We start from the raw sequence: 23,414 nt of genomic DNA, 5'->3' as shown, positions 1-23,414 counted from the left end.
GGCGGGCCCCCCCCGGCCGGGGCGGGCCCCTGGGCCGGCGGGGGGGGCGCGGGGGGGGGGGGGGCGGGGCGCCCCGCGCCCCGCGCCGGGGGGGGGGGCCGGGGCCGCGCCGCCCCGGCCCCCCCCCCCCCGCTCCTACAAGGTTGGTGCTTGGTGCGAGGTTGGGAGAAGCGGCTTACGCCTCTTCTTCCTCCTCCTCTTCTTCGCCTTCTTCCTCTTCTTCTTCCTCGTCCTCTTCGTCTTCATCCTCTTCTTCGAAGGCGTCGGCTTCTTCGACGCGGACGAAGTTGGGCAGGGTGTCGGCAAAACCAATCTGCTTGCCGTTGGCCAGCATCGGGCGCACGGTGCGCTTGCCGGCTTCTTCCACTACCGCAAAGCACACCAGGCTCTGCGCGCTTTCGTCACCGGCTTCTTCGAATACGGCTACCCAGCCGTCGGCGGGGATGATCTGGATGATGTTGTCTTGCATGGCTGGACTGGTGGTTGAAGGAATGGCGAGCTTGCGTGAAGGCAGGCGCGCTTTGCAACCGTAGGCAGGTGGGATACTGCTGCGCTCCTGACCGATGGAGCTGTGAGATGGCCGAAGCGCCGTTGCGCACGCCCGATGGCCGCTATCTGGTGGTGCGCGGGCGGCTATGGCGGGCCAGCAACCCAGGCTTGCCCGAGCAGGTTCGCGCTACCTTGGTGAACCAGTTGATGGCTGCGCGTCGGGAGGTCGGAGCTGCACGCCGGGCGGGCGACCGGCAACGGCTGGCGCAAGCGAGGGCGGCGGTGGATGCCGCCAAACGTGGTTTGGGCGAGCGTGGCCCGGTTTGGTGGCAGGACGGCGCAGCGGACTTCAATCGGCACTTGGCCAAGAACACGCCCTATGCAAGCTGGTACGCCGCGCAAGCGCAGGCCTGAGCTGCTGACGGCTTTACTCGGCGTGCGCTGGAGACGAGGATGAGCGCTGGTCTCGAAGCGGAATCACGCCATGCTCCAATGCCGCACCCTTGCCACCGCTGCTGGCGGTACGGCGCCCGCGTCGTTGTGGGTGGACCTGTGCCAACCCACGCCGGAGGAGTTGGAGCAGGCCTCGCGGCAGGTGGGTTTCCGCATTCCCGACCGTGCCGGCATCAGCGAGATCGAGTTCAGCAGCCGGGTGCGGGTGGAAGGCGAGGCCTTGGTGCTGAATCTGCCGCGCTTTCAGTATGAGGCTGAACACGTCGTCGGGCCGCTGGGCTTCGTGGTCGCGCCCAATGCGCTGGTAGTACAGCGCGAGCACCGCATCGATGCGCTGGAAGGTGTGGAAGCCGAGTTGGGAAAGCATCCCTGCCACGGTTCGGCCGATCTGTTCCTGCGCATGATCGAGCACATCGTCGATCGCCTGGCCGATCTGCTGGAGTCGCTGGAAAGCACCATGAGCGAGTTCTCGAGGCAGGCCTTCAACAACCCCAAGGGCAAGCGCGCCTCACGCAGGCTGGAGCAGATGCTGCATGAGGTTGGCACGATGGGGCGGCGCATCGGCGCGCTGCATAACACCCTGCACGGCATGCTGCGGATGATGAATTATCTTGATGAAGCCACGCCGGAGTGGTTTGGTGCCGATGCGCCCAAGCGGATCAAGCTGGTGGTCAAGGACCTGGCCTCGCTGAGTGAGTTCGAGCAGCAACTGGGCGACCGCAACGAGTTCCTGCTGGACAGCGTGCTCGGCCTGATCAACATGGACCAGAACGAGGTGATGAAGGTGATGGCCGTGGCCTCGGTGGTTGGCATTCCGCCGACCGTGCTGGTCGGGGTGTGGGGCATGAACTTCGCGTCGATGCCAGAGTTGCATTGGCATTACGGCTACGCCATCGCGCTGGCCGCAGTGGGCCTGAGCATCGTGGTGCCGCTGTTGTGGTTCAAGCGGCGGGGGTGGATCTGAGTGCGCGCGGATGCGACACATTCTCGCCTACAATCGCTGTTCTTTCGAACCCCTGATGGAATCGATGTCTGCCAAACCAATGACCCCCGCCGGCAAGTTGTTTGCCGCCGCTGCACTGATTGAAGGTGTCACCTGGGCCGGATTGCTGATCGGCATGCTGCTCAAATACGGCACCGGCACCACTGAGCTGGGCGTATGGCTGTTCGGTCGCCTGCATGGCCTGGCTTTTGTGTTCTATGTGGTGGTCAGCCTGTACGCCTGGGTGAAGCTGCGTTGGCCGCTGTGGGCCGTGCTGTTGGCGTTGGTAGCGGCAGTGCCGCCGCTGGTGACGGTGCCACTGGAAATCTGGTTCCGCCGCATCGGCCTGTTGTCCAAGCGCGAGCTCTGATTTGACGAAGATGTGATGGCGCGGCCGGCTTCCACACGGTCGCGCCACTGAAGCTTCACAGTGATACCGGGTACTACGGGCTCCGGTTATATGCGTTGCGGAAGCAGTTCTTGCTGGGTGATGCGCTCATCATGAATGTCGATGTTTTACCTCGTCTGCAGCCTTGCCCATTGCCTTCTGTGCTTTTCCAGCATTTTTCTCCATGTTGCCGGCCATCTGCTGGGCTTTGTTGCCTGTCATCTTCCCTGCAGCTTCCTTGATGGCACCTTTGATTTCGTGTTTGGTGCCTTCAACACGGTTGCGGTCCACGAACAGTCTCCGGAGACGTCTGCGTTGCTGCAGACAGGTCCAGACTGCGCATTGCCGGGTTTGCAACAGGTGAGTGCAATGTTGTGATCGCGTTGCGGGTAGCGGCGGATTTAGCCTGCGTTGTGTGTGCGCATGTTGGAGCGCGCGTCAGCGTCGAGTGCGGTGCCCGGATTCAGCGGACCACGTTTGGGTGGCTTCGTTCGTGTTGGGTCTGCCATCAGCGTCGATGACGGGTTTGGATCGAACTCTGTACGCGCTTGGTCGCGTCATCTGTCGATGTTCACGCTTTTCTGCGGTGTCGGTCCGGGGCAGCTGCGCAGGCACACTCGTGCCGCCGCCCAGCTCGCATTGCCGGGCCTGCGCTGACCTTTGCCTGTCTGCTGGAAGACCTGGGGTCGGACAGGTATGGCGTGGCCGCGGTCATGCAGGCGCCACGGCGTGGCAGGCGTGGCCAGTCCGGTCTGCAACGCAGTCAAACTGAATGGCAAAGGTGTGCCTGTCGATTTGATGGTGGATAATTCCCCCATCGCCAATGCCGTCAAGGGGTTGCGGCGATTGGCCCTGGAGTGGCCTGGGCGGTGCTGTTGCCGCCTGCAGCGAGGTGGTTCGAGGGGGCTCCCGCATCGCGATCGGCAGGGTTCGTTTGCCGCAGGTTTAAGTTGGTTCTTCTAGTTTTTCCCGGCTGGTCAGCTTCTCCTTCAAGGAATTCAGGTGCAACACGCAAGCAAACAGCGTTACGGCAAGGTGTGCCGCCAGGACTGCCTGCAGATGGCGCAGCGGGGCAAGCAATGAGCAACAAGGTCACCACCAACAATGGTTTGGACGCCGGTATTGCGGTGTTGCCGGCCGAGCACCCCTTGCCCATGCCCGAACAATCGCTGCGCACGGGCTCGCTGAATGTGCCGCGGCAGAAGACCGCGCCGGCCAATATCGGCTTGCGCAGGCTGTACGTCTTCGGCAGCACCGCGCTGACCACGCTGCTCGCCACCTGGTTGATGGCGCGGGTGCTGTCCAATGGCGGCATCAATGTGCTCGAAGCCTGTCTGCTGGGCCTGTTCGTGCTGCTGTTCGCCTGGATCGCGATGTCCTTCGTCAGCAGCCTGGCTGGCCTGCAGGCGCTGCTGCGTGGCCGTCGCAAGCTCGGCATCTACCCGGATACGCCGCTGCCGCAGCTGCGCAGCCGTACCGCTTTGTTGATGCCGACCTATAACGAAGACCCGCGCCGGATGATGGCCGGGCTGCAGGCGATCTATGAATCGGTGGCCGCTACCGGGCAGTTGGAGCACTTCGACTTCTACGTGCTCAGCGATACCACCCGCGATGCGATTGGCCGTGCCGAGGAGCAGGTATTCGCGCGTCTGGTCGAAGCCACCGGCGGTGCAGGGCGACTGTACTACCGCCGCCGCGCCAGCAATGTCGGGCGCAAGGCCGGCAATATCGCCGATTGGGTGCGGCGCTTCGGTGGTGCCTACCCGCACATGCTGATCCTCGACGCCGACAGTCTGATGACCGGCGATGTGATCGTGCGGCTGGTGTCGGCGATGGAAAATCATCCGACTGTCGGCCTGATCCAGTCACTGCCAGCGGTGGTCGGTGGCCGTACCGCGTTTGCCCGCATGCAGCAGTTTGGTGGCCGCGTGTACGGGCCAGTGATGGCATACGGTGTGGCCTGGTGGCACGGTGCCGAGAGCAATTACTGGGGTCATAACGCGGTGATCCGCACCCAGGCATTCGCCGAAGAAGCTGGTCTGCCGGAACTGCCGGGGCGTAAGCCGTTTGGTGGCCACGTGCTGAGCCACGACTTCGTCGAGGCCGCACTGATACGCCGTGGTGGCTGGGCCGCCCACATGGTGCCCTACCTGCACGGCAGCTACGAAGAAGGCCCGCCGACCCTGACCGATCTGCTGATCCGCGACCGCCGCTGGTGCCAGGGCAACCTGCAGCACTCCAAGGTGGTGGCTACGCCGGGCCTGCACTGGGTCAACCGCGTGCATATGTTGATCGGTATCGGCCATTACTTCACCGCGCCGATGTGGGCGATGTTGATGCTGATTGGTATCGCCATCCCGCTGATCCATGGCGGCATCGATCTGGCCCAGGAGCTGCATCTGGATCTGCGGATGGCACCGGCGAGTTACTGGCGAGGGCTGGACCAGGACGGCGTGTTCTGGGTGTTCGTGGTGACCATGGTCGCGCTGCTGTCGCCCAAGCTGATGGGCTATGTGGCTATGCTGACTTCGCGCAAGGAGCGCATTGGTTGCGGCGGTGCTTTCAGGGCGTTCATTTCGATGTTGCTGGAAACCGTGCTGGCGGCGCTGATGGCGCCGGTGGTGATGTATGTGCAGTCGCGTGGTGTTGCCGAAGTGCTGGCCGGCAAGGATTCGGGCTGGGACGCGCAGCAGCGTGACGACGGCAGCATCTCGGTGCGCGACTTGCTGCGCAGTTATGGTGGCTTGAGCGTGTTCGGCGTGGTGATGGGCGGAGCCGCCTATATGGTGTCGCCGCCGCTGGCGGCGTGGATGGCGCCGGTGGTCATCGGCATGGCGCTGGCGGTACCGGTAGTGGCATGGACCTCATCGCGCAAAGCAGGTGACTGGCTGCGGAAGCATGGCCTGTTGTGCATCCCTGAAGAAAACGCCCCGCCGCCGGTGTTGCTGCGTGCAGCTGAGTTGCGTGCGGCTGCGCTGAAGGAACCGCTGCAGGACTAGCCGCCGCTCCCACAAACTGCTGGCTCAACCGATAGCTACCTATGGCAGGCATAATTCCCGCCTGTCTTTGGGAGTCATACACATGCTGGAAACAGTGGAGCAGGAAACCGGCGCGTCGCCGGAATGGTCGGTGATCTGGCTGCATGGTCTGGGTGCCGATGGCCATGATTTCGCGCCCATCGTGCCCGAGCTGGTGCGCCCGCAGTGGCCGGCGATCCGCTTTGTGTTTCCGCATGCGCCCAAGCGTCCGGTCAGCATCAACAACGGCATGCCGATGCGTGCCTGGTATGACATCGTCAGCATGGATTTCCGCAGCCGCGCCGATGCCAAGGGCGTCGCCGAGTCGGTAGTGCAACTGGAAGAGCTGATCGCCCGTGAACAGGCGCGCGGCATCCCGGCCAGCCGCATCGTGCTGGCCGGCTTCTCGCAGGGTGGGGCGATCATCCTGTCCGCTGGCCTCAAGCGCAGCGAGCCGGTAGCTGGATTGGTGGCCTTGTCGACCTATCTGCCGGAAGTGGACGCCGCCCCGTCGCAGTTGGTGGATGGCGCTACCGTGCAACCGGTGTTCATGGCCCATGGCAGTGCCGATCCGGTGATTCCGCTGCAGATCGCCGAACACAGCGCGCAGGTGCTCAAGACCTTGGGCTTTGGCGTGGAATGGCACCGCTATGCGATGGCCCACCAGGTCTGCGGCGAAGAGATCCACGCGCTGGGTGACTGGTTGCAGGCCCGTTTCGCGCAGGCTTGAGCGGTTTGTGCGCTACGCCGCAGTTGCCGGATTGTTGACGGCGGCGTGCGGCGAACCCGGCTACCATGTCGCCACGACTGGGGAGCCGTGAGCGAGGTAATGGGTGTGAAGGTAGTAATCGCCGATGACGAGCCGTTGGCACGCGAGCGCTTGCGCGCGCTGCTGTCCGAGCTGGCGGAGGTGGATGTGGTTGGCGAGGCCGCCAACGGCAACGATGCCCTGCACGTCTGCGCGCAGACCCAGCCGGATCTGGTGTTGCTGGACATCGCCATGCCCGGCATCGATGGTCTGGAAGTCGCCCGCCACCTGGCCGGGTTCGAACCGCGCCCGGCGGTGGTGTTCTGTACCGCCTACGATGCCCACGCCTTGTCGGCCTTCGAGGCGGCGGCGATCGATTACCTGATGAAGCCGGTGCGCGCAGAACGCCTGGGCGCGGCGCTGGAGCGCGCCCGCACCTTCATCGCTGGCCGTGCCAGCGCGGCGCCGGCAGTAACAACCCAGGCGCGGCGGGTGCTGTGCGCGCGCCTGCGCGGCAGCCTGCGGCTGGTGCCGGTGGAAGATATCCTCTACCTGCAGGCCGAGGAGAAGTACGTGGTGGTGCACCACCTGCGCGGTGAAGACTTGATTGAAGAATCGCTGCGCTCGCTGGAAGACGAGTTTTCCGGACGTTTCATCCGCATCCACCGCAACTGCCTGATCGCCCGCGATCGGCTGCAGGAAGTCCGCCGCACACCGGCCGGGCAGGTGCAGGCGGTGCTGCGTGACGTGCCGCAACCGCTGGAAATCAGCCGCCGCTGCGTCGCTGGACTGAAGATCGAGATGGAACGGCTGTGACCCGGGGCTTGCAGCGGCGATAATGTCCGCATGAGCATCCTGCGTATCGCCACCCGAAAGAGCCCGCTTGCCCTGTGGCAGAGCGAACACGTTGCCGACCGTCTGCGCCAGGCCCACCGGGGCCTGCAGGTGGAGCTTGTGCCGATGAGCACGCGCGGTGACGAAATCCTCGACCGCTCGCTGGCGGCCATTGGCGGCAAGGGCTTGTTCCTGAAGGAGCTGGAGCTGGCGATGCTGCGCGGCGAAGCCGATTGCGCGGTGCATTCGCTCAAGGACGTGCCGATGGAGCTGGAAGCGCCATTCGTGCTGCCGGCGATCCTGACCCGCGCCGATTCGGCCGACGCCTTCGTCTCCAATACCTATCCGTCGCTGGATGCCTTGCCGCAGGGTGCTTGTGTGGGTACCTCGTCGCTGCGCCGACAGGCACAGTTGCGTGCCTTGCGTCCGGACCTCACGTCGCGTGACCTGCGTGGCAACGTCAACACCCGTCTGGCCAAGCTGGACGCGGGCGAATACGACGCCATCATCCTGGCCTGCGCCGGCCTGGAGCGTCTGGAGCTGGGCGCACGTATCCGTGATCGCCTGGTCGCTCCGCAGTGGCTGCCGGCGCCGGCACAGGCGGCGGTGGCGATTGAGTGCCGACAGGACGACGCGGACACGATCGCAGTGCTCAAGGCGCTGGACGATGCCGCCACCCGCACCTGCGTGGAAGCGGAGCGGGCCATGAACCGTGCGCTGGATGGCAGCTGCCATGTGCCAGTGGCCGGCCTGGCGCAGTGGCGTGGTGATGACCTGTGGTTGCAGGGTCTGGTCGGCGGCGTGGCCGATGGCCGCGCTGTTCGTGCGCAGGCACAAGGCCCGGCGACTGATCCGGAAGCGCTGGGGCGTGAAGTGGCGCGTCAGCTACTGGAAGGTGGTGCAGGCGAGTTGTTGCGCTGATTCTGCCGTTGTAGGAGCGGCGTAAGCCGCGAAGCCACGAATGCAGGAGATCGCATGAGCGCCGGCTGCATCGGCGCGCAAGCATGGTCAGCTTCGCGGCTTACGCCGCTCCTGCAAAACTGCAAAATAATGCCGATTTGCCTGGTTTTGCTGGTAAAGCCTCTTGCCGAGCATGGCTCGGCACTACAGGAAGGCAAATGCCGGGCGTGCGCCCGGCACCTGCTTACTTGAAGCTGTAGACCACGTTCATGGTGGACAGCGTATCGGTCTTGCGCTTCTGGTCGGCAACATCGCTGTTGTAGCGCGCCTGCCAACCCGCCTTGAGGGCGAAGTGCTGGTTCATGTTGACCGACACACCGAAGTCGTTCTGCGCGAAGGTGTTGTACGAACCGGATTCCACCAGCAGCGAGTTGACCAGCTCGGTGTTCTCGGTGATGCCGAACTTGAAGTCGAACAGGCCGCGGCCGATCAAGCCGGTGCGGTTTTCACCGGTTTCCGAGTTGTGGGTGCGGCGCACACCAGGGCCGATCTGGGTGTCCAGGGTGACGCGTTCGCCGTCGATCAGGCGGGTACCGTAGCCCAGACCGAAAGTACCAAGGCGGTCGTAGGTGGCGAAGTCGTCACGTTCATAACGCACCGTGGCGGTGAGCTGGCGGTGCTCGCCCAGCTGCAAGGCGCTGCCGGCGCTGCCGGAATAGCGGTTGGCGGTGGTCTGGCGCTTGCGGGTGGTGCTGCCGTCGTCGGCGGTTTCGGTGTATTCGGCGCTGGAGCGCAGACCGAACAGATCCATGCTGTGGATCCAATCGTTATCGGTGTAGCGCAGCTTCAGGCGACCGTTGAAGCTCTCGGTGGTGCTGTTGCCGTGGGCCGAGGCAAAGCCCAGCTCGCCGCCGCTGCCGCTCCACGGCGAGCTCATCGCGGCCAGGTCGGAAGTATCGGTAGCGTCTTCGGCCCAGGCCAGCGGGGCGGCCAGCAGCAACGGCAGCAGGAGGGAAACACGCAGGGACATCAGGGGGATCTCCAAGGGAGAGACGGAATGGGAGGCGTTGCGATGATACCGGATGGTCCCTGACCCTCAGGCGCATGGAGGGGCTGGGGGCTTCATCGGCGGTTACGGCGGCGGCCGGGCTGCCCCATTGCAGCCCCGACTCGGACATAATCCGGGGATGGACCGCTATGAACGCATCAACGCCCTGCATCGTCTGCTCAAGTCCGCCCGCTACCCGGTCACGGTGATGCGGTTGCAGGAGGAATTGGGCTGTTCCCGTGCCACGGTCTACCGTGACCTGGCCTTCCTGCGTGATGCGCTGATGGCGCCGGTGGAGGGCGATGGCGAGGCCGGGTTCCGCTACATGAGCGGGGAGAGCGATCGTTTCGAGCTGCCGGGCTTGTGGCTGAGCTCGGAGGAGCTGCACGCCTTGCTGGCATCGCAGCACCTGTTGTCGCGCACCGGCGGCGGGGTGTTGTCGTCGATGTTGGCGCCGTTGCAGCAGCGCATCGAGGGTTTGCTGGCCGCCCAGGCCGGTGCCTCGCATTGGCCGGTGGAGCGGGTGCGGGTAATTCCGCACCGCGGCCGCAAGCTGGACGAAGCCAGTTTCCGCACGGTGGCTTCCGGCGTGCTGGAGCGCAAGCAGCTGTCCTTTGAATACCGCGCACGATCGACCGATGAGGCTACTCGCCGCACGGTGTCACCGCAGCGCATTACCCATTACCGCGACAACTGGTACCTGGACGCCTGGGACCACAACCGCGAGGCGGTGCGCAGTTTTGCGGTGGATCGCATCCATCAGGCGCGATTGCTGGACCAGCCAGCACGCGATGTCGCCGATGAGGAGTTGAACGAACAGTTGGCGGCCAGCTACGGCATCTTCTCGGGTGCGCCGAAGGGCTGGGCGACGATTGTGTTCAGTGCCAAGGCCGCGCGCTGGGTGGCCGATGAGCATTGGCATTCCAAGCAGCAGGGGCGTTTTCTTGCTGATGGGCGCTATGAATTGAAGCTGCCGTACAGCGTATCCCGCGAGCTGTTGATGGACGTGCTGCATTACGGCTCGGACGCGGAGATCGTGGAGCCACAGTCCCTGCGTGAACAGGCCAAGGCGTTGCTGTCGCTGGCGTTGAGTAATTACGACTGAGGAAGCTCTGTTTGGGTTTGGTTTTGGGCTCGGCTTAGGCTCGCCTCCGCCTCCGCCTCCGCCTCCGCTTTGGCTTTCGCCTCCGCTTTGGTTTGGCCTTGGCTGTGGCCTTGGCTGTGGCTGTGATTTTGGCTGTGGCTGTGGCTTTGGCTTTGCCCAGCTCTGCTCTGCTCATGCTCTGCTTTCCCCTCTCCCGCCTGCGGGAGAGGGGTAGGGGTGAGGGCAGCTCCTGCTTGTTGTTTCTTTTTGCAGTTGCTGTTGCTTTACGGAGAAGCAGAGCAACAGCCAACGCGAAGAGCGAAAGGCCAAAGCTTCCCCTCACCCCAACCCCTCTCCCGTAAACGGGAGAGGGGACAGCAAGAGCGAGAGCGAGAGCCAGAGCCAGAGCCAGAGCCAGAGCCAGAGCCAGAGCAACAGCAAAGCCAAAGCCAAAGCAAAAGCAAAAGCAAAAGCACAAAAAAACAGCCGCTTTCGCGGCTGTTTTTTTCAGATCAATCCGCCATCAAACCCGGCCGAAGATCAACGTCGCATTGGTGCCGCCAAAGCCGAAGCTGTTCGACATCACGGTGTCCAGCTTCGCATCCTGCGTCTTGCGCAGAATCGGGAAGCCTTCCACGCGCTCGTCCAGGGTTTCGATATTGGCCGAGCCAGCCATGAAGCCATCACGCATCATCAGCAGGCAGTAGATCGCTTCGTGCACGCTGGCTGCGCCCAAGGAGTGGCCCGACAGCGCCTTGGTCGACGACAACGGCGGCACCGCATCACCGAACACCTGGCGCACTGCGCCCAGCTCGGTCACGTCGCCCAGCGGAGTCGAGGTGCCGTGGGTGTTCAGATAGTCGATCGGACGGTCCAGGCCTTCCATCGCCATCTTCATGCAACGCACGGCGCCTTCGCCCGACGGGGCAACCATGTCGGCACCATCGGAAGTCACGCCGTAACCAACCAGTTCGGCGTAGATGCGCGCACCACGAGCCACGGCGTGGTCGTAGTCTTCCAGCACCAGCATGCCGGCGCCGCCTGCGATGACGAAGCCGTCGCGGTTGGCGTCATACGGACGCGACGCGGTGGCCGGCGTTTCGTTGAAGCTGGTGGACAGTGCGCCCATGGCGTCGAACATCACGCTCATCGACCAGTGCAGGTCTTCACCGCCGCCGGCAAACATCACGTCCTGGGCGCCGTGGCGGATCAGGTCGGCGGCAGCGCCGATGCAATGTGCCGAGGTGGCGCAGGCGGCCGACAGCGAGTAGCTCAGGCCCTTGATGCTGAAGGCGGTGGCCAGGTTGGCCGACACGGTCGAGCACATCGTGCGCGGCACCATGTACGGGCCTACCTTGCGCACGCCACGGTTACGCAGCAGATCGGCGGCTTCCACCTGCCATTCGCTGGAGCCGCCGCCAGAGCCGGCAATCAGGCCGGTACGCACGTTGCTGACCTGGCTTTCGTCCAGGCCGGCATCGGCGATAGCGTCACGCATGGACACGTAGCTATAGGCCGCTGCATCGCTCATGAAACGCTTGAGCTTGCGGTCTACCTGCGCGTCCAGATCGATATCGACCTTGCCGCCGATCTGGCTGCGCAGGCCGGCTTCGGCGTGGTCGGGCAGGACGACGATGCCGGGACGGCTGTCACGAAGGGCGCTGGACACGGTGTCCAGATCGTTGCCAAGGCAGGACGTGATGCCCATGCCGGTAATGACGACACGACGCATCAGAAGCTCTCGGTTGAGGTGAACAGACCCACGCGCAGGTCCTTGGCGGAATAGATCTCACGGCCGTCGACCAGCATGCGGGCGTCGGTCTGTGCCATCACCAGCTTGCGGTTGATCACGCGCGAGACATCGATTTCGTACTGCACCAGCTTGGCGCTGGGCAGCACCTGGCCGGTGAACTTGACCTCGCCACAGCCCAGCGCACGGCCGCGGCCTTCCGCGCCCAGCCAGGTGAGGTAGAAGCCGGTCAGCTGCCACATGGCATCCAGGCCCAGGCAGCCCGGCATCACCGGGTCGCCGATGAAGTGGCAGCCGAAGAACCACAGGTCAGGACGGATATCCAGCTCGGCCCGGATCATGCCTTTGCCGTGTGCGCCACCGTCCTCGCGGATCTCGGTGATGCGATCGAACATCAGCATCGGGTCGTTGGGCAGGCGGCCTTTGTTGGGGCCGAAAAGTTCGCCACGCGCGCTGGCCAGCAGCTGGTCGCGCGAGAAAGCATGCAGACGGGTCATCCGGGGTAATCCAAAGCCATTGCGAGCCCCGGAGCATGCTGCAGCATCTGCGTTCAATCAAATGTTTTAACTGGACGGTTGCGTATGTTAGCTGCAGATAAGCGCCGTTCGCGGGCTGTTACGGGAGGTATGAATAAGTACATTTGTGAGGACAAGTGTGCATTTAGCGACAACAGCTATCATGTTGACGACCTTTTGAGACTGTTGCCTTGAGCCAACAACGCAAGATCATCCACGTCGACATGGACGCCTTCTATGCGTCCGTGGAGCAGCGTGATGACCCCAGTTTGCGCGGACGGCCGGTGGTGGTGGCCTGGCGCGGGGCGCGTTCGGTGGTGTGCGCGGCCTCCTACGAGGCCCGCAAGTTCGGGGTGCGCTCGGCGATGCCGGCCTTGCGGGCCGAGCGCCTGTGCCCGGATGCGGTATTCGTGCCGCCGGACTTTGCCCGCTACAAGGCGGTGTCGCGACAGATCCGCGAGATCTTCCTGCAGCACACCCCGCTGGTGGAGCCGCTGTCGCTGGACGAGGCCTTTCTGGATGTGACGGAATCGCCGAGCTGCGACGGCATTGCCACCGAGATTGCCCGCACCATCCGTGCGCAGATCCGCGAGACCACCGGGCTGACGGCTTCGGCCGGCATCGCCCCGAACAAGTTCCTGGCCAAGGTCGCCTCTGATTGGCGCAAGCCCGATGGTCAGTTCGTGGTGCGGCCCTCGCGGGTTGAGGAGTTCCTGACGCCCTTGCCGGTCAAGCGGGTGCCGGGCGTGGGCAAGGTGATGGAAGGCAAGCTGTCGGCGCTGGGCATCGTTACCGTCGGTGACCTGCGCGCGCTGCCGCTTGAACAGCTGCAGGCCTTGTTCGGTAGTTTTGGTGCGGGCTTGTACCGGCGTGCACGCGGTATCGACGAGCGGCCGGTGGAACCGGATCAGCCTGTGCAGTCGATTTCTTCCGAGGATACGTTCGCGGAAGACCTGCACATGGGCGAGTTTGATGAAGCCATCACCCAGTTGGCGGAACGTACCTGGCGCGCAACCGGGCGCACTGAGCGCATCGGTCATACCGTCGTGCTGAAGTTGAAGACCGCGCAGTTCCGCATTCTCACCCGCAGCTATACGCCGGATACGCCGCCAAGCTCGGTGGAAGATCTTCGCGACATCGCCATGGCCTTGTGCCAACGCGTGCAGTTACCGGCAGATACGCGCTATCGCTTGGTTGGCGTGGGCTTGTCAGGTTTCCGTGACCGCGAAGAACTGGTGATCCAGGGTGATTTGTTTCGCAGCATCACGTTGGATTGAGTACATCCTTTACGCAGCGCTGCGCCGCTACAATCGATGCTCAATTCAGGGAGTGTGATGCGTGGCGATCAAAGCCTTGGTGTTCGATTTGGATGGCACGCTGGTGGACAGCGCAGGTGATATCGCCGAGGCAGTGAACCTCACATTGGAAGAGCTGGCGTTGCCGCGCGTCTCCGAGGCGACGGTGCGCAGCTGGATAGGCGAGGGTGTACGCAATCTGGTGTCCACCGCATTGGCGAATGCCGGCAGTGCGCTGATGGTGGAAGATGTGATGTCGGCTTTCATGCGGCATTACAAGGCCTGCCTGCTGCGTAGCCCGCGTTTGTATGACGGTGTTGGTGAGGCATTGACCGCTTTGCAGACGCGCGGTCTGCCGATGGCCATCTGCACCAACAAGCCAGCGGCGATGGTTGCGCCCTTGTTGCAGCATCTGGGCATTGCCGGGTTCTTCGCGCACATCATAGGTGGCGATTCGCTGCCGCAGCGTAAGCCCGCAGCGGAGCCCTTGTTGCATGTGGCAGGCTTGTTGCAGCAGCCGGTGGCAGATTGCCTGATGGTCGGTGATTCGGGCACGGATCTGGGTGCAGCCAACAATGCCGGCATGCCGATCGTGCTGGTGCGCTATGGCTATTCGCGTGATCTGGATCTGGATAAGGCTGAAGCAGTGGCAGTGATCGACGATATGCGTGAGTTGGTAGCGATCGTCGCGTAACCATTCTTGAGGATCTTTTGTGGGAGCGGCGTAAGCCGCGAAGCTGGCTGCAACGAAATTGCAGTGATTTCTGCAATCGGGCGATCCAGTTGCTTCGCGGCTTACGCCGCTCCCCCAACCTGATCACCCTTGGTTATCAATAATCATTCTCATTTAGTGTAGAATGCGGGCAATCCGCAGCGTGTCTGGCGTTTGTTTCCGGCAGCTGCATTCGATATCCGTCGTTCCTCAAGCTGTTCGCCAGAGGGGCGCATCCCCACTGTCGAGAGGCTTCCCCATGTCCCGTCGTTCGTCGTCGCGGTTGTCCGCGCGTGTCTTGCTGTCCCGCAATCCCCTTTCCGCTGCGCTGGCTTTGAGCGCGTTGCTCGCCGGCCCAGCATTGGCCGAAGGCGCAGCAGCGGCTACCGACATCGACACCGTGCATGTCACCGCCGAACAGATCGCCAAGCAGGCCTTGGGCAGCTCGGTAATCACCGCGGTCGATCTGGAACGTCTGCCGCCGGCCAATGACTTGTCCGAAGTGATCCGGCGCATGCCTGGCATCAACCTGACCGGCAATACCGCGTCGGGCTCCTACGGCAATTTCCGCCAGATCGACATCCGCGGCATGGGCCCGGAAAACACCTTGATCCTGATTGATGGCCGCCCGGTCAGTTCGCGCGACTCGGTGCGCATGGGCCGCAGCGGTGAGCGCAACAGTCGCGGCGACAGCAACTGGGTGCCGGCTGAAGCGGTCGAGCGCATCGAGGTGCTGCGTGGTCCGGCCGCTGCACGTTACGGTTCGGGTGCTTCCGGCGGTGTGGTCAACATCATCACCAAGAAGCCGACCGGTGACCTGACCGGCTCGCTGACCTTGTACGGCAGCCAGGCCGAGCACAGTGCCGAAGGCGACAGCGAACGCGTGGGCTTCCAGTTGTCCGGCCCGTTGAGCGAGCAGCTGTCGTTCCGCCTGTTCGGCAACGTCAACAAGACCGAACCGGATGCGCTGTCGCTCAACGAGGAGTTCGCCACCGGCGTGACCCCGCCGGCCGGCCGCGAAGGCGTGCGCAACCGCGATATCAGCGGCCTGCTGCGCTATGACATCAACGACAACCATGTGCTGGAGCTGGATGCCAGCGTCAGCCGCCAGGGCAATATCTACTCCGGTGAGCGCGGCGTCAGCGGCGACGGCTTCGAGCGTTTGAACGCGCTGTACGGTGCCGAGACCAACGTGATGCTGCGCCGCTCGTTCGGTCTGACCCATCGCGGCAGCTACGACTGGGGTACCTCGCGCATTACCGCCGCCTACGACGACACCGATAACACCCGCTTGAACGAAGGCTTGGCCGGTGGCCCGGAAGGCTCGATCACCGAAGGGGCGACCTTCTCCACGTCCGAGCTGACCTCCACCCGCGTGGATGGCGAGATCAACGTGCCGCTGAACTGGGGCGGCATCGAGCAGGTGGCGACACTGGGCTTCGAGTACCGCGACATGAAGCTGGATGACCCGTACTCGGTGACGCAGACGTCCAGCAGCGGCGGCGGCATTCCCGGCTACGACGGCGTGCGCACCGGCAAGAGCGACCAGCAGTTCGCGGCCGTGTTCGTCGAGGACAACCTGTATATCGGCGAGCGCTGGACGCTGACCCCGGGCCTGCGCTTCGACCACCATTCGCAGTTCGGCAACAACCTCAGCCCCAGCCTCAACGTGCAGTTCAAGCTGGCGCAGGATTGGACGATCAAGGGCGGCATCGCGCGTGCGTTCAAGGCACCGAATCTGTACCAGGCCAACCCGGACTATCTCTACTACACGCGCGGCAATGGCTGCCCGGTGCTGAACCCGAACCTGGGCTCGGGTTGCTATGTGATGGGTAATGCCAACCTCGATCCGGAAACCAGCATCAACAAGGAAATCGGCATCGAGTGGGCGCCGGACAACGGCTGGCACGCCTCGGTCACCTATTTCCACAACGACTACAAGGACAAGATCGTTGCTGGTCAGGACCGCATCGGCATCACCAACGACACCAAGGGTCAGGTGTTCCAGTGGACCAATGCGCCGGAAGCCATCATCCGCGGCGTCGAAGGCAACGTGAAGGTGCCGCTGATCGGCGGTGGCGATGTGCTGTCGTGGAACACCAATGTCACCTGGATGATCGAGAACGTCGACAAGACCACCGATCAGCCGCTGTCCATCATTCCCGAGTACACGGTCAATACCTTCCTGGATTGGCAGGTCAATGCGCAGTTGTCGTTCATGCTGACCGGCACCTTCTACGGCAAGCAGGAATCGGCCACGCAGGCCAGCACCACCGGTGCTGCGTTGCCGCCGGATACGCGCGCGGCCTATGACCTGTGGAGCCTGGGTGGACAGTACCGGATCACGCCGAAGGTGCGTGTCGGCGGCGGTATCAACAACCTGTTCGACAAGCGCCTGTTCCGCGAAGGCACCACCAGCACCAGCGCCACCGGTGCTGGCGCCGCCACCTACAACGAACCCGGCCGCAGCTACTGGGTGAACCTGACCGTCGGCTTCTGATCCAGGCATAGCGATGACAACTCACATGCGTATCCGCTTTCACTCACTGCTCGCCGTGGCCGCGCTGCTGCTCGGCGTAGTCGCGCCGATGGCAGTGGCCCAGCAACGCAATCCTGCGCAGCTGATGGGCCAGACCGTTGCCGACACCGGCTCGGCGCACTACCGCTTTGAACGTTTCGTGGTACGCAGTGAAGATGGCCAGCGCACGTGGCGGGTCAACCTCGGCATCCCTGCCGGTAAGGCACCGGCGGCGGGTTTCCCGGCGCTGTGGATGCTCGATGGCAATGGCGCGTTGATGGAATTCGACGCGCCGCTGCTGGAGGAACTGGCGCAGAAGCAGCCGACCGTGCTGGTGTTCGTCGGCTACGACAACCAGCAGCGCATCGATTCGCCTGCGCGTACCCGCGACTACACGCCGATTGCTGACCAGCCCGAAGACGGTGGCGCGGCGGTCGGCGGTGGCGCCGATGCGTTCCTGGAAGTGATCGAGCGGCGCATCCGTCCGCAGCTGGCGCAGCACGTGGCAACCGATGCCAGCAAGCAGGCACTGTGGGGCCATTCGCTGGGCGGGCTGTTCGTGCTGCACACGCTGTACACGCGCAGCGGCGCATTCCAGACCTATGTGCCGGCCAGCCCGTCGCTGTGGTGGCAGCAGGGCGCGATGCTGGGCGCTCCCGAACGCCAGTTCATCGGCAACAACGCCAGTCATCCGGCGCGGGTGCTGATGATGCTTGGTGGCGGTGAGCGTGATCGCGATACCAGCAACCGCGACATGAACAACCCGCGTGTGCTCGCACATCTGAAGCGCGTCTCTGGCGCACCGTCCGACGCTGCCGAGCAGTTGTCGGCGCGCCTGCGGCAGGTGCCCGGCTTGGATGTCGAGTACCACCAGTTCGACGGCCTCGGCCATGGCCCGATGTTCCGCGCCTCGTTGATGCGCGCGCTGCATGAAATCACCGGCGTGCGTGACCGCAGCGCGGAGCCGCGCTCCTGATATGACTTCCAAGTCCGGGCCGACGGCACGGCACTCCATTACCCAGGCAGCGTCACCGCCCAGGCAGAAACCCACGATGCGCGCGACGTCGCGCAGCACCCAAGAGGTAATGCCCGATGGCAAACGTTCGTTCCACTACTGCTTCCACCACTGCCCGCGTCGCGCGTCCGCATCTGCTCGGCCTGGCCCTGTTGCTGGCCACCGGCGCTGCCGGCGCCCAGGTATTCGCGCAGCCGGATACCGCATTCAACGGCAGCGTGCGCGCTACCGCACCGGTGGTGCTGCCGGGCAGCGAAACCGGTATTGAAGGCAATGGCTTCACGCCGGGACAGAAGGTGACCTTGCTGCGCGGTGAGACCGTGCTCAACGCGCAGCCTTATGTCGCCAACGGCGAAGGCAAGTTCAGCGGCACGCTGGCCATCCCGGCCGATGCCGTCGCCGGCCCGCAGCCGATCGTGGTGCGGGCCGCTGCGCCGGACGCAGCGGCAGTGTTCTCGCTGAAGGTCTCGCGGGAAGTGCCCCTGTCCGGCCAGGAACGCATCCAGGCCGCCAGCAACCGTCTGGTGCAGGGCTTGTACCAGGTGGCTTACAGCCCGGTCAGCAAGGCCGCGTTCGTGACCAGCGCGGTCGGCCGCCCGCCGGTGAAGCAGTCCGAGCTGCTCAAGGTGGACCCGGAAACCCTGCAGATCATCGCTCGCGTATCGCCGCAGACGGCACCGGGCAATGACGGCAACCTGTTCGCCGTGTACGGCGTGGGCGTGGATGACGCCAACGGCAATGTGTGGGTGACCAATACCCGCCAGGACACGGTGGCGGTCTACCGCCAGTCCGACCTGTCGCTGGTCAAGCAGTTCCCGGTCGGCGCGGTGTCGCACGCGCGTGACGTGGTGGTCGATGCGCAGCGCAACCGCGCCTACGTCTCGGCCACCGGTGCCGACTACATCAGCGTGTTCGACACCCGCACGCTGCAGCAGCTGGACAACATCACTATTGCCTCCGGCAAGCGCGGCGAGACCTTCACCCCGGGCAGCCTGGACATCGATACGGCCACCGGCAAGGTCTATACCGTCAGCCTGGCCGCCGCCGAGGCGGCAATCATCGACGGTGCCAGTGGCAAGGTGGAGAAGGTGTTCCCGCTGGCTGGCGCGCGTGATGCGATCGGTGTTGCATGGAACCCGGTCGCCAAGCGCCTGCTGGTGGTATCGCAGGGCAGCGACAACCTGCTGATCGTCGACCCGGCCACGGCCAAGGTCGAGCACGACGTGTATGTCGGCGCCGGTTCCTTGAATGTGTCCTACAGCCCGAGCACGCGTCTGGCCTATGTCAGCAACCGCGCTGCCGGCACCGTGACGGTGGTCGATGAAGGCGGCAAGATCGTCGCCAACCTCGACGGCGGCACCTACCCGAACCACGTCAGCAAGGGTCCGGATGCGGTGATGTTCGCGATCAACAAGTCCAAGGGCGCGGATGACGCCAAGGGCGATCGCATCACCCGCCTGCTGCCTGTGCAGCGCTGAGTGATCCGTCGCGCCCTGTGCGCGGCAAGGCGATAAACGCGCGGGAGATGCCGGCAACGGCATCTCCCGCACTGCCATCAAAATCTGGCTGGCACGCAGCTCCGATGCGTCGGCCAATCTGGTAACCGAGGAAATGTTGATGAAAGCCACCACCCTTGTTCCGACCAGCCTCGGCCTGCTGCTGGCCGTGCTGATTACCGGCTGTGATCGCAGCCCGGCACCACCGCCGGCCGCAGTCGAAGCCCCTGCAGTTGCGGCGCCTGCTACCGATGCCGCTGATGCGAGCATATTGCCGGCGGGTTGGAAGCGCGTGGCCGGGCAGGACGTGCCGCAGGTGGCTGCAGCAGCGCCGCAGTTGCCGGCCAAGCTACGCTCGGATGATGGCGTGGACGTCGAAGTGACCGACATCAGTCGCATCGTCGCTGGTGGCGATGATGTGATCGCGGTGATTGAAGCGCTGGGCCTGGCCGACAAGGTCTACGCCGCACCGGAGCGCTCGGCAACGGCCGCAGGCAAGGCGGCGCCTAAGCACTTCCTGTTCAACCGCACCACCGGTGTGGAAGGCGTGCTGAGCCTGGAAGGAACCCTGTTCCTCGGCAACAGCCTGCGCCGCCATGCGGTGCTGGCCGAACGCCTGCGCGCGACCGGCCATGCCGCGGTGGTGATCGATGACTTGCAGCCGCCGGCGGACAAGGTGCGCAAGGTGGCTGCTGCTTTGGGTCTGGCCACGCAGGGTGAGGAACTCGCGGCCAAGGTGCAGGCACAGCTCGACCAGGCGGCAGCCATTGCCAAGGACAACGCGAAGCGCCCGCGGGTGATCGCGTTGTCGGCGAGCGGCGCCGGTGGCCTGCCGACCGTGGCCGGTGCTGATAGCGCTGCCAACCAGCTGATCACCATCGCCGGTGGCATCAACATCGGCGAAGAAGCGGGCGTGGCCAACTACTCCCAACTCAGCAACGAGGGCGTTGTTGCGGCAGCGCCAGACGTGATCCTGGTAACGGAGAACGACCTGCGCCTGTTCGGCGGTGAAGCCGGCCTGTGGAAGGCCTATCCAACTCTGAAGCACACGCCGGCCGGTGCGGCCAACCGTGTCTGGGTGATGCCTGATGTCGAACTCAAATCCACCAGCGTGGGCTCGGGTGCCGGTGCGCTGGCCTTGGCGCAGGCGCTGGCGGAGTTGTCGCGCGGATGATGTCGGCGCAGGTCCGGCGGCCGAACGGCGCGCTGCTGCTATGTCTGTTGCTGGCGGTGCTGCTGGCGGCGGTGCTGTTGTCCTTCGGCACCGGCCCGCTGAAGCTGCCTGCGGCCGATGTGCTGCGGGCGATGGCGGCGCAGTTCGGCTTGGCGGATCCGCAATCGATCAGTGCCCGCGATATGGGCGTGGTCTGGCAGCTGCGCATTCCACGCGCATTGCTCGGCGCGCTGGTGGGAGCATCGCTGGCGATGGCTGGCGTCGCCTTGCAGGGCTTGTTCGGCAATCCGCTGGCTGATCCCGGTATCGTCGGTGTCAGTCAGGGCGCGGCGCTGGGCGCGGTGGCGGCCATCGTGCTCGGTGCGGGTGCATTCGCTGTGTGGCTGATTCCACTGGCCGCCTTCATTGGCGGTGCCGGTGCGACGACCTTGATCTATCTGTTGGCCCGGCCGGGGCGCGGTGAAGGCACCGCGACCTTGCTGCTGGTCGGCATCGCGATTGGTGCGGGCTGCTCGGCGGCGGTCGGCTTCCTGACCTACATCGCCAGCGAGAGCGAACTGCAGTCGCTGGTGTTCTGGCAGATGGGCTCGTTGGCGCAGGCCAGTTGGAGCGACGTGGCGGCGGTCACGCCGGTATTCGTGATCGGCCTGCTGGCGTTGCTGCGGCTGGCTACGCCCTTGGACATGCTTGCGCTCGGTGAGCGCCAGGCACGTCACATCGGCCTGGATGTCGCGCGGACGCGGCTGTTGCTGGTTGCGTTCAGTGCGCTGCTGGTGGGTGCAGCGGTGGCATTTGCGGGTAGCGTCAGTTTCGTCGGACTGGTGGTGCCGCATCTGGTGCGGATGCTGGTCGGCCCGGGACACCGTTGGCTATTGCCCTTGTCGGGTGTGGTCGGCGCGCTGTTGATCGTGGTGGCTGATACCGCTGCGCGCACGTTGGATCCTCCCTCGGAGATCCCGCTCGGCTTGTTCTCCGCTGCCTTGGGCGCACCGTTCTTCCTGTGGCTGGTATTGCGCAAGCGTGGAGGGCGAGCATGAGCACGCCGCTGCTTGAGCTGCGCAAGGTCAGCGTGCTGCGTGGCAGCCGTCAGGTGTTGGCGGGTGTTGATCTTTCCCTGCAGACCGGCACGCTGACTGCCTTGGTTGGCCCTAACGGTGCGGGCAAATCCACGTTGTTGGCCTTGCTGGCCGGCGATGCCGAGCCGGATGCTGGGCAGGCACTGCTGCAGGGCCGTGCACTGGCTGAGTGGCCGGTGCGTGAGCTTGCGCTGCAGCGGGCAGTGATGGCGCAGGATCACGCCGTGCACTTTGCCTTCAGCGTGCGTGAAGTGGTGGCGATGGGGCGTCTGCCGCATCCGCCACAACCACGACAGGATGCGGAAATCATCGAAGCGGCGTTGCTCGAAGTCGATGTCGCCGGCCTCGCCGGTCGCGATGTGCAGACGCTGTCCGGTGGCGAGGCTGCGCGCACCTCGCTTGCGCGTGCCTTGGCACAGCAGACGCCGGTACTGCTGCTGGATGAGCCAACCGCCGCACTCGATCTTCGCCATCAGGAGCGCACCTTGCGCAGTGCTCGCGAACTCGCAGCGCAGGGCCGTTGCGTGGTGGTGGTCTTGCACGACCTCAACCTGGCATCGGCCTATGCCGACCGCATCGTGATGCTCTGCGATGGGCGCATTGCCGCCGATGGCTCACCGCGCGAAGTACTGACCCGCGACACCATCGGCAAGGTCTACGGCCAGCCGGTGCAGGTAATCGAGCACCCAACCCGCGGCGTACCGCTGGTGGTTGCCTGCGATGACTGAGTATCTGGCGGTGCGTGGGCGAAGTCGTGCTGTTCGCACGTATCGCTACGCGCATTGGCGGAATGACTACTTCGGTGCTGCCGCCAGCGCCCGATAGTCGCGTGGTGTCATGCCAACGGTGTGTTTGAACTGGCGCGCGAATGCGCTCTGGTCGGAGAAACCGCAGGCCTGGCCAACACTGGCGATGCTGGTTTCGGTGAACAGCATGCGGGTGGCGGCTTCGATGCGGAACTTGGTCAGCAGCTGCTGCGGTGTCAGCTGGAATACCTTCTTGAACAATCGCTCCAGCTGCGCCACCGAGACACCACTCTTGCCGGCCAGCGTGCGCACGCGCAGCGGTTCATGGAAATGTGCCTGCATGTATTCCACTGCAGCATGCAGGCGCTGGAAGGACGAGTCCTCGCGATCCGGCTGGCCGAGATCACGCGAGATGCCGATCAAGCCGACGATACGGTTGTCCTCAACCAGCGGCTGCTTGAGGGTGAGGCACCAGCCCGGGCTGCGGTTTGCATAGAGCTGCAGCTCAAGCATGTCTTCGATCACTTCGCCGGTCAGTACGCGACGGTCCTGCAGGATGTAGCGTGCGGCCAGGTGCGCAGGATAAAGCTGCAATACGCTCCTGCCGACGATCTCCTCGCGGCTCTTCTTCGCCAGCCGTTGCATCAAGGTCTGGTTGACGTGTGTGTACCGACATTCGGTGTCCTTGATGAAGAACACCACGTCGGGAAGTGGATCGAACATGCGCACCAACACCTGCGGTGACAGGGTGACAGCCATGGCGTTGCTCTCCGTTGCAGAGCGCACACCCTGCCATTCCGGCGGCCGTCTCTCAAGCGAAATTAGTATGCTGAAATCCGCATTGTGCAAGTAAAGATACACCTAGCGCACAGCACTGCGACCAGTGGAGTATTGAACCCGAAATGTACGGTCATGAACTTCTTTCGTTCTTACGTACGTATACAAATCAAATGGTTGCACTTGTTACGGGTTGTGTGGCTTTTTTTCGTCCTCCCGGTTGATCAGCGGGAAGGCGCGCGTCGATACCTGTCAGGGGGCTGGTATTAGGCGGATCTGAAAGCCTGGGCCGGTTATGCCAAGGTAGTGCGTTTCTGCCAGAACCGGCGTACGCGATGCCGGGCGCGGTTCGGGTTTGTGTGTGGATTTTTTGCCTTCGGTCCGGTCTCGTTCGTGG

General features: G+C 64.2%; 22 protein-coding genes. 16 read left to right on the top strand and 6 right to left on the bottom strand.

The genetic code is table 11. From position 1 onward, the window contains the following. Positions 1-175: 175 nt before the first annotated feature. Entirely contained in the window at positions 176-469 is a 294-nt protein-coding gene (locus ACVOLR_RS13920; protein WP_481536957.1) for a hypothetical protein, read from the bottom strand. Positions 470-576: 107 nt separating this feature from the next. On the opposite strand from ACVOLR_RS13920, the gene ACVOLR_RS13915 reads away from it, so the two are divergent. The 3 genes from ACVOLR_RS13915 to ACVOLR_RS13905 all read left to right on the top strand — a co-directional run bounded on the left by ACVOLR_RS13915 (position 577) and on the right by ACVOLR_RS13905 (position 2,294). After that, entirely contained in the window at positions 577-903 is a 327-nt protein-coding gene (locus ACVOLR_RS13915; protein ID WP_481536956.1) for a hypothetical protein, read from the top strand. Between the two features lie 70 nt (positions 904-973). Next, positions 974-1,906 carry a CorA family divalent cation transporter gene (locus ACVOLR_RS13910; protein ID WP_481536955.1) on the top strand — a complete coding sequence of 311 codons (933 nt, stop codon included), beginning with the start codon at positions 974-976 and terminating at the stop codon, positions 1,904-1,906. A gap of 79 nt (positions 1,907-1,985) precedes the next feature. Beyond that, positions 1,986-2,294 carry a DUF3817 domain-containing protein gene (locus tag ACVOLR_RS13905; protein WP_481536958.1) on the top strand — a complete coding sequence of 103 codons (309 nt, stop codon included), beginning with the start codon at positions 1,986-1,988 and terminating at the stop codon, positions 2,292-2,294. Positions 2,295-2,423: 129 nt separating this feature from the next. Here the strand turns inward: ACVOLR_RS13905 and ACVOLR_RS13900 are convergent, their stop codons facing one another. Further along, complete coding sequence (locus tag ACVOLR_RS13900) at positions 2,424-2,603, bottom strand: CsbD family protein (RefSeq protein ID WP_282272641.1); 180 nt, start codon at positions 2,601-2,603, stop codon at positions 2,424-2,426. Between the two features lie 788 nt (positions 2,604-3,391). On the opposite strand from ACVOLR_RS13900, the gene mdoH reads away from it, so the two are divergent. The 4 genes from mdoH to hemC all read left to right on the top strand — a co-directional run bounded on the left by mdoH (position 3,392) and on the right by hemC (position 7,832). After that, a complete protein-coding gene (gene mdoH / locus ACVOLR_RS13895) occupies positions 3,392-5,311 on the top strand; it encodes a glucans biosynthesis glucosyltransferase MdoH (RefSeq protein WP_481536954.1) in 1,920 nt (639 codons plus the stop codon). An 82-nt stretch (positions 5,312-5,393) separates the two neighbouring features. Next, positions 5,394-6,059, top strand: coding sequence for an alpha/beta hydrolase (locus tag ACVOLR_RS13890; protein WP_481536953.1), 666 nt, complete (start codon positions 5,394-5,396; stop codon positions 6,057-6,059). Between the two features lie 99 nt (positions 6,060-6,158). Next, positions 6,159-6,893: a LytR/AlgR family response regulator transcription factor gene (locus ACVOLR_RS13885; protein ID WP_481536952.1), complete on the top strand. Its 735-nt coding sequence runs from the start codon at positions 6,159-6,161 to the stop codon at positions 6,891-6,893. A gap of 30 nt (positions 6,894-6,923) precedes the next feature. Next, positions 6,924-7,832, top strand: coding sequence for a hydroxymethylbilane synthase (hemC, locus tag ACVOLR_RS13880; protein ID WP_481536951.1), 909 nt, complete (start codon positions 6,924-6,926; stop codon positions 7,830-7,832). A 223-nt stretch (positions 7,833-8,055) separates the two neighbouring features. On the opposite strand, the gene ACVOLR_RS13875 is transcribed toward hemC, so the two are convergent. Continuing rightward, positions 8,056-8,841 carry a DUF481 domain-containing protein gene (locus ACVOLR_RS13875; protein ID WP_481536950.1) on the bottom strand — a complete coding sequence of 262 codons (786 nt, stop codon included), beginning with the start codon at positions 8,839-8,841 and terminating at the stop codon, positions 8,056-8,058. A gap of 157 nt (positions 8,842-8,998) precedes the next feature. Between ACVOLR_RS13875 and ACVOLR_RS13870 the strand changes: the two genes are divergently transcribed. Then, positions 8,999-9,964 (top strand): helix-turn-helix transcriptional regulator, encoded by a 966-nt coding sequence (locus tag ACVOLR_RS13870; RefSeq protein ID WP_481536949.1) that lies wholly within the window; start codon positions 8,999-9,001, stop codon positions 9,962-9,964. Between the two features lie 502 nt (positions 9,965-10,466). Here ACVOLR_RS13870 and fabB read toward each other — a convergent pair. Both fabB and fabA read right to left on the bottom strand, forming a co-directional pair. Beyond that, positions 10,467-11,675, bottom strand: coding sequence for a beta-ketoacyl-ACP synthase I (gene fabB / locus ACVOLR_RS13865; protein WP_481536948.1), 1,209 nt, complete (start codon positions 11,673-11,675; stop codon positions 10,467-10,469). Continuing rightward, entirely contained in the window at positions 11,675-12,190 is a 516-nt protein-coding gene (gene fabA / locus ACVOLR_RS13860) for a 3-hydroxyacyl-[acyl-carrier-protein] dehydratase FabA (RefSeq protein ID WP_057627977.1), read from the bottom strand. The genes fabB and fabA overlap by 1 nt, the downstream gene beginning before the upstream one ends. Before the next feature lie 209 nt (positions 12,191-12,399). On the opposite strand from fabA, the gene dinB reads away from it, so the two are divergent. The 8 genes from dinB to ACVOLR_RS13820 all read left to right on the top strand — a co-directional run bounded on the left by dinB (position 12,400) and on the right by ACVOLR_RS13820 (position 22,222). Continuing rightward, positions 12,400-13,485, top strand: coding sequence for a DNA polymerase IV (dinB, locus tag ACVOLR_RS13855; protein ID WP_481536947.1), 1,086 nt, complete (start codon positions 12,400-12,402; stop codon positions 13,483-13,485). A 61-nt stretch (positions 13,486-13,546) separates the two neighbouring features. Continuing rightward, a complete protein-coding gene (gene gph, locus ACVOLR_RS13850; protein WP_481536946.1) occupies positions 13,547-14,197 on the top strand; it encodes a phosphoglycolate phosphatase in 651 nt (216 codons plus the stop codon). Between the two features lie 277 nt (positions 14,198-14,474). Next, entirely contained in the window at positions 14,475-16,715 is a 2,241-nt protein-coding gene (locus ACVOLR_RS13845) for a TonB-dependent siderophore receptor (protein ID WP_481536945.1), read from the top strand. A 25-nt stretch (positions 16,716-16,740) separates the two neighbouring features. Next, on the top strand, positions 16,741-17,709 hold the full coding sequence (locus ACVOLR_RS13840; protein WP_481536944.1) for an alpha/beta hydrolase: 969 nt from the start codon (positions 16,741-16,743) through the stop codon (positions 17,707-17,709). Positions 17,710-17,825: 116 nt separating this feature from the next. Beyond that, complete coding sequence (locus ACVOLR_RS13835) at positions 17,826-19,226, top strand: YncE family protein (RefSeq protein WP_481536943.1); 1,401 nt, start codon at positions 17,826-17,828, stop codon at positions 19,224-19,226. A 139-nt stretch (positions 19,227-19,365) separates the two neighbouring features. Next, on the top strand, positions 19,366-20,418 hold the full coding sequence (locus ACVOLR_RS13830; RefSeq protein ID WP_481536942.1) for a heme/hemin ABC transporter substrate-binding protein: 1,053 nt from the start codon (positions 19,366-19,368) through the stop codon (positions 20,416-20,418). After that, positions 20,415-21,455 (top strand): FecCD family ABC transporter permease, encoded by a 1,041-nt coding sequence (locus ACVOLR_RS13825; RefSeq protein ID WP_481536941.1) that lies wholly within the window; start codon positions 20,415-20,417, stop codon positions 21,453-21,455. Before ACVOLR_RS13830 ends, ACVOLR_RS13825 begins: the two co-directional genes overlap by 4 nt. Continuing rightward, positions 21,452-22,222: a heme ABC transporter ATP-binding protein gene (locus tag ACVOLR_RS13820; RefSeq protein WP_481536940.1), complete on the top strand. Its 771-nt coding sequence runs from the start codon at positions 21,452-21,454 to the stop codon at positions 22,220-22,222. The genes ACVOLR_RS13825 and ACVOLR_RS13820 overlap by 4 nt, the downstream gene beginning before the upstream one ends. A 66-nt stretch (positions 22,223-22,288) precedes the next feature. Here ACVOLR_RS13820 and ACVOLR_RS13815 read toward each other — a convergent pair whose 3' ends face one another. Then, entirely contained in the window at positions 22,289-22,999 is a 711-nt protein-coding gene (locus ACVOLR_RS13815) for an AraC family transcriptional regulator (protein WP_481536939.1), read from the bottom strand. Positions 23,000-23,414: the final 415 nt, after the last annotated feature.

The organism is Stenotrophomonas sp. STEN030 (genome assembly GCF_056759995.1).
This window is presented reverse-complemented; position numbering and strand designations above follow the sequence as displayed.

Excerpts from the sequence above, each read along its gene's own strand:
- ACVOLR_RS13920 (WP_481536957.1), bottom strand. The coding sequence starts at position 469 with ATGCAAGACAACATCATCCAGATCATCCCCGCCGACGGCTGGGTAGCC.
- ACVOLR_RS13915 (WP_481536956.1), top strand. The coding sequence starts at position 577 with ATGGCCGAAGCGCCGTTGCGCACGCCCGATGGCCGCTATCTGGTGGTG.
- ACVOLR_RS13910 (WP_481536955.1), top strand. The coding sequence starts at position 974 with ATGCTCCAATGCCGCACCCTTGCCACCGCTGCTGGCGGTACGGCGCCC.
- ACVOLR_RS13905 (WP_481536958.1), top strand. The coding sequence starts at position 1,986 with ATGACCCCCGCCGGCAAGTTGTTTGCCGCCGCTGCACTGATTGAAGGT.
- mdoH (WP_481536954.1), top strand. The coding sequence starts at position 3,392 with ATGAGCAACAAGGTCACCACCAACAATGGTTTGGACGCCGGTATTGCG.
- ACVOLR_RS13890 (WP_481536953.1), top strand. The coding sequence starts at position 5,394 with ATGCTGGAAACAGTGGAGCAGGAAACCGGCGCGTCGCCGGAATGGTCG.
- ACVOLR_RS13885 (WP_481536952.1), top strand. The coding sequence starts at position 6,159 with ATGGGTGTGAAGGTAGTAATCGCCGATGACGAGCCGTTGGCACGCGAG.
- hemC (WP_481536951.1), top strand. The coding sequence starts at position 6,924 with ATGAGCATCCTGCGTATCGCCACCCGAAAGAGCCCGCTTGCCCTGTGG.
- ACVOLR_RS13875 (WP_481536950.1), bottom strand. The coding sequence starts at position 8,841 with ATGTCCCTGCGTGTTTCCCTCCTGCTGCCGTTGCTGCTGGCCGCCCCG.
- ACVOLR_RS13870 (WP_481536949.1), top strand. The coding sequence starts at position 8,999 with ATGGACCGCTATGAACGCATCAACGCCCTGCATCGTCTGCTCAAGTCC.
- fabB (WP_481536948.1), bottom strand. The coding sequence starts at position 11,675 with ATGCGTCGTGTCGTCATTACCGGCATGGGCATCACGTCCTGCCTTGGC.
- fabA (WP_057627977.1), bottom strand. The coding sequence starts at position 12,190 with ATGACCCGTCTGCATGCTTTCTCGCGCGACCAGCTGCTGGCCAGCGCG.
- ACVOLR_RS13845 (WP_481536945.1), top strand. The coding sequence starts at position 14,475 with ATGTCCCGTCGTTCGTCGTCGCGGTTGTCCGCGCGTGTCTTGCTGTCC.
- ACVOLR_RS13840 (WP_481536944.1), top strand. The coding sequence starts at position 16,741 with ATGCGTATCCGCTTTCACTCACTGCTCGCCGTGGCCGCGCTGCTGCTC.
- ACVOLR_RS13835 (WP_481536943.1), top strand. The coding sequence starts at position 17,826 with ATGGCAAACGTTCGTTCCACTACTGCTTCCACCACTGCCCGCGTCGCG.
- ACVOLR_RS13830 (WP_481536942.1), top strand. The coding sequence starts at position 19,366 with ATGAAAGCCACCACCCTTGTTCCGACCAGCCTCGGCCTGCTGCTGGCC.
- ACVOLR_RS13825 (WP_481536941.1), top strand. The coding sequence starts at position 20,415 with ATGATGTCGGCGCAGGTCCGGCGGCCGAACGGCGCGCTGCTGCTATGT.
- ACVOLR_RS13820 (WP_481536940.1), top strand. The coding sequence starts at position 21,452 with ATGAGCACGCCGCTGCTTGAGCTGCGCAAGGTCAGCGTGCTGCGTGGC.
- ACVOLR_RS13815 (WP_481536939.1), bottom strand. The coding sequence starts at position 22,999 with ATGGCTGTCACCCTGTCACCGCAGGTGTTGGTGCGCATGTTCGATCCA.